10 protein-coding genes are annotated in these 7,253 nt (G+C 54.6%); all 10 read right to left on the bottom strand.

The window, feature by feature from the left end; genetic code table 11:
• Positions 1 to 115: 115 nt before the first annotated feature.
• Positions 116 to 313, bottom strand: a complete 198-nt coding sequence (locus BVH03_RS09425; protein ID WP_075960918.1) for a hypothetical protein — start codon at positions 311 to 313, stop codon at positions 116 to 118.
• A 370-nt stretch (positions 314 to 683) separates the two neighbouring features.
• Positions 684 to 1,838: a zonular occludens toxin domain-containing protein gene (locus BVH03_RS09420; protein ID WP_075960917.1), complete on the bottom strand. Its 1,155-nt coding sequence runs from the start codon at positions 1,836 to 1,838 to the stop codon at positions 684 to 686.
• Entirely contained in the window at positions 1,838 to 2,176 is a 339-nt protein-coding gene (locus BVH03_RS09415; protein WP_075960916.1) for a DUF2523 family protein, read from the bottom strand. The genes BVH03_RS09420 and BVH03_RS09415 overlap by 1 nt, the downstream gene beginning before the upstream one ends.
• A 1-nt stretch (position 2,177) precedes the next feature.
• Complete coding sequence (locus tag BVH03_RS25890; protein WP_143485930.1) at positions 2,178 to 3,608, bottom strand: hypothetical protein; 1,431 nt, start codon at positions 3,606 to 3,608, stop codon at positions 2,178 to 2,180.
• 136 nt (positions 3,609 to 3,744) lie between these two features.
• Entirely contained in the window at positions 3,745 to 3,879 is a 135-nt protein-coding gene (locus BVH03_RS26795; RefSeq protein WP_256574667.1) for a hypothetical protein, read from the bottom strand.
• 296 nt (positions 3,880 to 4,175) lie between these two features.
• Positions 4,176 to 4,514, bottom strand: coding sequence for a DNA-binding protein (locus BVH03_RS09405; protein WP_075960914.1), 339 nt, complete (start codon positions 4,512 to 4,514; stop codon positions 4,176 to 4,178).
• Between the two features lies 1 nt (position 4,515).
• Entirely contained in the window at positions 4,516 to 4,761 is a 246-nt protein-coding gene (locus BVH03_RS09400; protein WP_075960913.1) for a hypothetical protein, read from the bottom strand.
• Positions 4,761 to 6,056 (bottom strand): phage/plasmid replication protein, II/X family, encoded by a 1,296-nt coding sequence (locus BVH03_RS09395; RefSeq protein ID WP_075960912.1) that lies wholly within the window; start codon positions 6,054 to 6,056, stop codon positions 4,761 to 4,763. Before BVH03_RS09395 ends, BVH03_RS09400 begins: the two co-directional genes overlap by 1 nt.
• Positions 6,057 to 6,828: 772 nt before the next feature.
• Complete coding sequence (locus BVH03_RS26790) at positions 6,829 to 6,954, bottom strand: hypothetical protein (protein WP_256574666.1); 126 nt, start codon at positions 6,952 to 6,954, stop codon at positions 6,829 to 6,831.
• Between the two features lie 18 nt (positions 6,955 to 6,972).
• On the bottom strand, positions 6,973 to 7,203 hold the full coding sequence (locus BVH03_RS09380) for a hypothetical protein (RefSeq protein ID WP_075960910.1): 231 nt from the start codon (positions 7,201 to 7,203) through the stop codon (positions 6,973 to 6,975).
• Positions 7,204 to 7,253: the final 50 nt, after the last annotated feature.

The following is a 7,253-nucleotide window of genomic DNA, read 5'->3' as shown; positions in this document are numbered from 1 at the left end:
GTGCGTGGGGATGTCGAGGGGCGTTCGCATAACGGGGATTATGGATCAATGCCGCCCGGATCGGCGCGATCTTCCGGACGGCATTAACCATGAATCCCTGTTCATTATGCGAAGCCTAGGAATCAGCCTGAGGCGGACGACCCGCAGAATCAAAGCATTCATCCCATGAGCGCTCAAAGCGTTCCTTGCAGTCATCGCACCAGTTCGAGCCGTCAGCCAAGCCCAGCACACCGCAGTCGCAGGTACGCCAACCATCGACCGGCGCTTCGATCACGACGCCGTCAGGCGCTGTCAGCTTGATGAAGTCAGGCATGGTCAGTTCTCAGATGAATGCAAAGCCGATCAGGACGACGATAAGCGCGGCGAGTAGCGAGCCTATAGCTGCTGCGCTGGTGAATCCTGGCGGGCTTGCTGATGAAGTCGAGGGTTCGGGTTGATGTTGAGTAGCCTGGTGTTGCTGTCGTTGCTTACGCCGTTCGTTCCGATACCAATCCCTATCTTGCATGCCCATGCATAAGCCCCCTTATCGTTTCGGCGATGTTATCAGGGTGCTTGATACGCGGGGCCTAGAGCCGTGGTGTCGTGGTTGCGTGCACTGTGGAGCCCGGAGGTGACAGACACTGCCGAGCGGGTCAAACGCGGACGTTTAAACGGGTCCCTCCCGCAAGCGGGAGCCCTCCCGTTTAACCGCCGGTTTTCCCTATCTGGTTGGCTGGCGTCATCGAGATCTGAGGTAGCGCGGATACGACATAGCCCAGGTCTTTGCCGTCGAATGTCACGCTGATAACGGACGGCGACCGATAGGTGATCACGTAGCCGGCTTCTCGCAAGTCGTCGAAAGGGATCTGACGGACTACAACGCCGTTTTGCGCGAGAGCGACGTAACCCTTGTGATACTCGCCAGATTCTCGCTTGGTGTACATCTGGGCGCTCAGGAAGAACGTATAGCCAGAGAATGGATGGCTTGGGGGCGGCGGGGGCTCACTCCCCTGCCCTTGCTCATGGGATTCCTCTGCCGGAACATCAGCGTGCAGATCTGGCCCCGTAGTGGTCGTCTCGACCGTGCCGTCAACGTGCTCGACGGTGACCGTTGTGCTGACGTTCTCAGGCTGCTTTGCGACCTTGGCTTCGCTGTCGCCGGAATAGAGCCAGAACAGCCAAAGCGGGCCAACGAGAAGGCAAAGGACGGCACCACGAAAGTGCCAGCCTGACCAGATGGAACGCACGTCACTAGCCTCGAATTCCTCAACTGCCGAGCTGGACTTCGTGTGGCTCCGATACAACGGAAAATAGCGCTTCTCGTACTTGCGAATAGCCGAGTTGACCTCAGCACCACGCAAACCATCTTTAACCTTGCGAATGTAGTGACTGTTCGAGCCGAGCATGGTTGCTTTGCGGCAGAGGTAAACCATCTGCACCAGGTCGCGGATGGCCTTATTGATTTTGCCGTAACTTTGCGTGATCAACAGAACATCGGCCCCTTCGTGCCGGTGAAGGGAAAACCATTCTTCAATGGCTATATCAGTTCCGCGAAGTGGCAATGCCAAATGACATTCGTCGATCAGATAGAGAGGGCCAACATTGCCCTCAGTCTCATGCCGCCAGTCGTCGCCGAAGTGCTCGACACGCGAAAAGGGGCGAATAAGCCCGCCGTCGAACTTCTCGGTTCTGATCTCAACCAAGTGGCGTGTGCCAGGGCAGAACGCTTCCAGGGCATCGAGATTGAGGGGCAAGTTGGTAATAATCTTGCGCCCGCGATTGAGCGCTGGCAGCACATGATAAACAACAGACTCATACGACTTACCGCCACCAGGGGCGCCCAGCATCAAGTTAATCATCAGGAACCCCAGCGAACGAACGGAATGGTTTGAAGCGTGAAGCGGATAATTAAGCCCGAAACAACTATCGCAGCGCCCTGGGGAACACCAATGTAGCCCATAACGTTCGCTACATCTGGCGGTATCAGTGCAAAGTAGGTTTGCGGGTTGAATGGGATGGCAATCATGTTTAGAGCGCCGACCGCAATGCCAAGAACGGATTCAAATCCCCAGCAAAACAAGTCGGTAAATATATTCCAGCAATCAACAAAGACTTGCTTGAATACAGCGAGAAGCCACTTGGCGAAGTTGACGATCTTGGCAAGTATGGTGGTGAAGAACTGGAATATGCCGGCCATGTTAACCCCCGAATACCAGTGCGCGGAATGTCATAACGGCGGTGAATAGCAAGATGACCTTAACGAAGTCCAAGGCATAACACACACTAGGAAGATTCTGAACGCCGAGATCAAACGGCCCAATATTCAGGTTGAGGCTGAAGCTAGGGCAACTTCCAGAGAAGTTTGGAATGAACCCTTGAAGAAACTGAATGAATGCAGAGCTGTCAATCTTTGCCTTTATGTCGTTCCAAACGCCTTCTAAGCCATCTGGGTATTTCTGCTCATAGAACGGATCGACCTTAGGGAACTCCGAATCCTCGAACGAATAACTCGGCTCTTCATTCTCTGGCTTTTCATTGCCTGGAGATAGACCACCGTCACTGGCCTCAGACTCTGAAACACTGCCATCAGCGTTGGTTACTGTCTTTTTGGTGGTCGTGCTGTAATTGTAATAGGTCGGCCCGAAGCTGTAGTTATATGTGTTCTGCGTGCTGGTTGACGTGGTGGAGACAGTGCCGTCAGGGTTCTTTGTAGTGGTCGTAGTAGTTTCCTTAGGCCCAACAGCAGAAGATGGGCCGAGCATGTCGCCCCACTCGCTAAGTTCGTCGATACATGCCAAAGGGCTTGGAGAGCCTGCGCAGTTCTCTTTCAAAAGGTCGCGTATGAAATCTGAATTCTGATCAGCAGCCCATTTTTCCATAGAATCGAAATCAGACTGGGTTACATCACGATAACCGGAGGAAACAAGGCATTCACCAGTGGAAGAGTTATATGTCCCGGAACAGCCAGTACCTTGACGCCAAACAGCGTCAGAGTACTGGGTTCCGTAGGAAATACCCTGACAGAATCCCTGTGACTCACTGGCAAACACCACCTCGACAGAGTGAATCGGATAAGTCCAGGTAGATGACTTGTCTGCATAGTAATTCTCGCAAGCCTTCTTAGGGCTTGGAGATTGGAAGTTATCGACATGCCAGTAATAATCGCCTGGCTTTGTGGACGGTTCTGAAAAAGATGGAACCTGAATTGTATTGTTAGCAGGGTCCATAACGGCATCAATGGCGTCTAGCATTGCCTGCATTGCACCACCAGCAGCAAGACCGGCAGCACCGCCTTTAGGCAAGCTCTTAAAGAAGTTGCCAGCAGCACCGGCAACAGTCTTTGGATTCAAGTTAACCCTGGGCTTAACAGTTATCTTTTGACGGCGATCAGAGCCGCCGGGATTGTCACCAGCATTGAATCTATTGCCCGCAGTGTGCGTATCAACGTGGTCGCGACCGTAAAAAGCATGCTCGCCATTTGGCGTCTGGAAGCCGGAACCGCCGCCATTAATGACATCGGATCGGCGAGGCATATTATCTACGTTTTTGCGGGTGGCAGCGCCTGCGAATGAGGCGCTAAAGAGGCAGGCGATTAGAACCGCTGTTGTGTACCGATTACGAATGCCCATCCGATTATTACTCCGGCGAGAAACACCACCGAATATACGAAGAAGGCGATATCGGAGGATGTTATTGCAATTGACGTTTCCATAAAAAGTTTAGGGGCCATTTCTGACCCCTACCCTTACTTGGCCACAAGTGGCGTTAGATCTTCTTGACGACGCGCTTGCCGACGGTGCCACCCTGGAAGGCCATGGCGATACCGACAACAACGATCATCAGCGCGGTTACAGCAGCAGCGATTTGACCGCCAGTGATCGAGGCGAGAACTTCTTCCATCTTTGTAACTCCTACAGTTGTTTGCTGCTTATGCAGCTAGAAACGCCGAATTGCCGAAAGAGCAATCGACAGTTTAATTCCTGCGAACCAAGCTACGAGGGTGCACAGAAAACCAGAAGTCCCAACTTTGACTAATTCGCCAAGAGTCACGACCATTAATGATTCGGGCATTTGTTAATCCTCCGCCTCGGAGTTGCAGAACGCGCAAAGTCCGAGGTCATGATCAAACAACTCGTATTCGTCGTCTTCACGGTCGATAACTTCGCCGCATTCCTCGCACTCGACGGAGGACATGGTTAGCTAGCCGCCGCTACTTGCTGACGGATTTGCATGTTGACTGGCTTACGGTCGCCGGAAATCCAGTAGTCGAAACCGGCATTACCGGCCTTGGATGCCCAGGGGCCGACGCGGACGGGCACACTTACAGACTTGCCTTTCAGAGCGTCGTATTGATGCTGGACACCGTTTTCGATATCAGCCTTGGCCAGCTTGATACTTGCGGTTTTGGTTTCGGCGATGCCGTACTGATTCAGGTCCTGGACTTCCAGCAGAATCAGGTGATCGACGAACTCGTTTTGGCCAACAATGCGCTTGTTAACTTTGTAGCCATGGCAGAGACCGGTCAGAAGAAGCATGTTATTTCACCTCATGGGGAGTATTTGGGGCGGCTGCCCTGGGTTGATCGCACCAGCTGATAAAGCGGCTCAGAGGCCACAGATAGAGCGCTATGAGGATCATCACGCCGACGAAGGCCGTAACGATCGGGACGATGGGGTCTTGGAACAACACGGCCTGCCAAATGGCATTGATGACCGGGTTTAGCATGGCGAACAGCGCGACGTAGAGCACCCAACCGAACATGAAACGGAGCGGCGCTTTCATCAGGCAGCCTCCACGCTTGGTTCTTGGTACCAGCTCGGACGCTGGGCGCTGAAATCGACTTGCAGGAAGCGCAGGATAGGCACCACGTTGTTTTTATGGTCGTCCTGCTTCAACTTCTGGAGGGCCGCTTTACTTAGACCGCATTCGCAAATCTTGCCTACGTGATCGTAGAAAGTGCGACGGGACATTGAGTCCATTGTTTCCTGCCATCCGTAATCCTTGATGCTGCGATAGGTACGAAACAGGTTAAGGGCGACACTTTCATTGACGGGACCGGCAACAAATACGGGCGGTATTTGCACACCAGTGGACTTGCAAGTTTTGGCCTTAGTCCACCGGCCACCGGGCTTGGCGAACTTCTCTTTAAGTGCGGCCAGCACTTTTTCATCATTAATTACTCGCATGGAGATACCTTCAAAGGCCGCAAACAGTTCTTTCGTTACTTGCTCCCAGCACCACTGGATAAAACAAATTCCCTGGGTGGCTAGGTGTTCCTGGTAGTCGCAGAGCGCCCACAACTTGGAGGGGATGTTTCGCCGGTCTAGCCAGCGGTGCATGACGGTCGCTTCGAGGCGGATCAGGTTGTCCGCCCAGGCGAGCAAGTCGGGGTTTTGCAGCACCGCCAGGGTGCGACGGGCTGAAAGGTTGCCTCCCCTCGCCGCCTTGACGGCCTTGTCGATTTCGCCGCGAAATTCGGGGCCTTTGAGATAGGCCTTCAGCTTGCGGAGCCGGGTTTCCTTGCTGCCCCAATACGCTGTTGTTTGGTAGTCGTCGCCACGGTTGCGGGTTTGGCCGTTGCTGACACCGCGCAGCGCTTGGATCAGTTGGAGCGCGGTGCGCTCGTCAGGCAGGCGGGCCGAGAAAGTGCAGTCGATGTTGTAGACCTGGGCGCTCTGCCAATCGAGTTGAGCGAACAGTTCGGGGTACGAGCCGGCCAGCCACTTGAGCATCACCTCGCCGCCCATGCGGATCGAGGTCGGGCCGAACACGTTGTGCCCCTGGAGCAGCTTCGCCGGGCTGGCTTTCAGCTCAACGCCGGGATTCATCCGCTTCCCTAGCGACTGGTGAAACACCTTGACCGCCATAGGCGTAAACGACGTGGGCAGCGACTCCCAGGCGTGAGAAAGGTCTTCGACGATGTATCCACCCTTCCCGTCTGCAAGCACGCTGGTAGCGCGAAGCGGAATGCCCAGGCTTTCGAGATCGACCGACAGGGAGTGGTGCCCTGCGTCGTCACCGTGGACGGTGATCGCTTCGACCCTGAACGGGATGAACATGTGGATTTTGTCGAGCATTCACAGATTCCGCTTCTGTTGCATGCATGCATGCAAATCACAATGGAGCGGAATGTATACGCGTGAACAAGCATACGTCAACACAAGTCACATGCATGCACGTACACTTTTGGAGGTTTCCCGATGATAGGTAGTGGCTCGATGCCAGCAACTCTGCGATTGACCAATGACGAGCAAGAGCTTTTGCGCAAAAAATGTATAGAAATCAACAAGTTGCTTGTTAGGCAGGGTCGCCAGCCGATCAGGGATAGCGAGTTAGCACATTTTTTGTTAAGCGAATCAATCAGTTACGTCGAATTAGGCGAAAACGGCATGCTCTCACTAGAGATTCCGAGGGCGGTCAAGAAGTAGTCAAAAGTGCAGTCATTGCACAAGAGTCCACCATTAGAGTAGGTGGACTCACCCTCCCCGCCGCCGCAGCACGGATGCCGAAGATGTGGATTCTAGCAATGACCTCGGTCCTGGCCCCAGGACAAGAGATAGAGGTCGCTCAATACGAAACGCGGGTGCAGTGCCTGGAAGCCGGGAAGCTGATGCTGACGGCTGCAATGGAAGCGTCGAAGACGTCGATACCCAACCACCAGGGCGGATGGTCGGGGCCAGGAATCAGCTGCAAAGAATCGCCCGCCGCAGACTAAAAGCAGGGCTTCGCCCCTCGCCCCTTCGGGCCGATCGCAAATGTGCGAGTGGATCTACTCGCGGCCTGAAACAGCGTGCCAACTCAAGAAGAAGCGAGTGATCAGTGTGGAGTGGTCAGGCTGAGGGCCAGGCGCTATCCGAAGACGGCGGCGACGATGATGCCGAGGATGGCCAGGCCGGTAATGACATTCAGAGCGATGACAACAGGCGCAGGCGTGCCGGGTGTATTGACGAAGCGACTGACTGTTCGGTTGGCCATGGTTGTTCCTGGAAGAGATCAGATATCGAGGATCTGCCGAGCGACATTCTGCAGCTTGGCAACCAGCTGGTCGAGCTCTGCGCTTTCGTTGTCGATATCGGCCACGCGGCGGCGCAGTTCACGCACTTCGGACACAAGCCTAGGGTAGTCCTGCAGAACGTGGCAAACCGCGTCGAGAGGATCGCGGGAAGGCGCGTAGAGGGTGGCGTCTTTAACCAGGTGCGTGGGGATGTCGAGGGGCGTTCGCATAACGGGGATTATGGATCAATGCCGCCCGGATCGGCGCGATCTTCCGGACG

The organism is Pseudomonas sp. PA15(2017) (genome assembly GCF_001945395.1).
Classification (GTDB): domain Bacteria; phylum Pseudomonadota; class Gammaproteobacteria; order Pseudomonadales; family Pseudomonadaceae; genus Aquipseudomonas.
The sequence above is the reverse complement of the archived record's forward strand: the minus strand, read 5'-3'. Positions and strand labels throughout refer to the sequence as shown.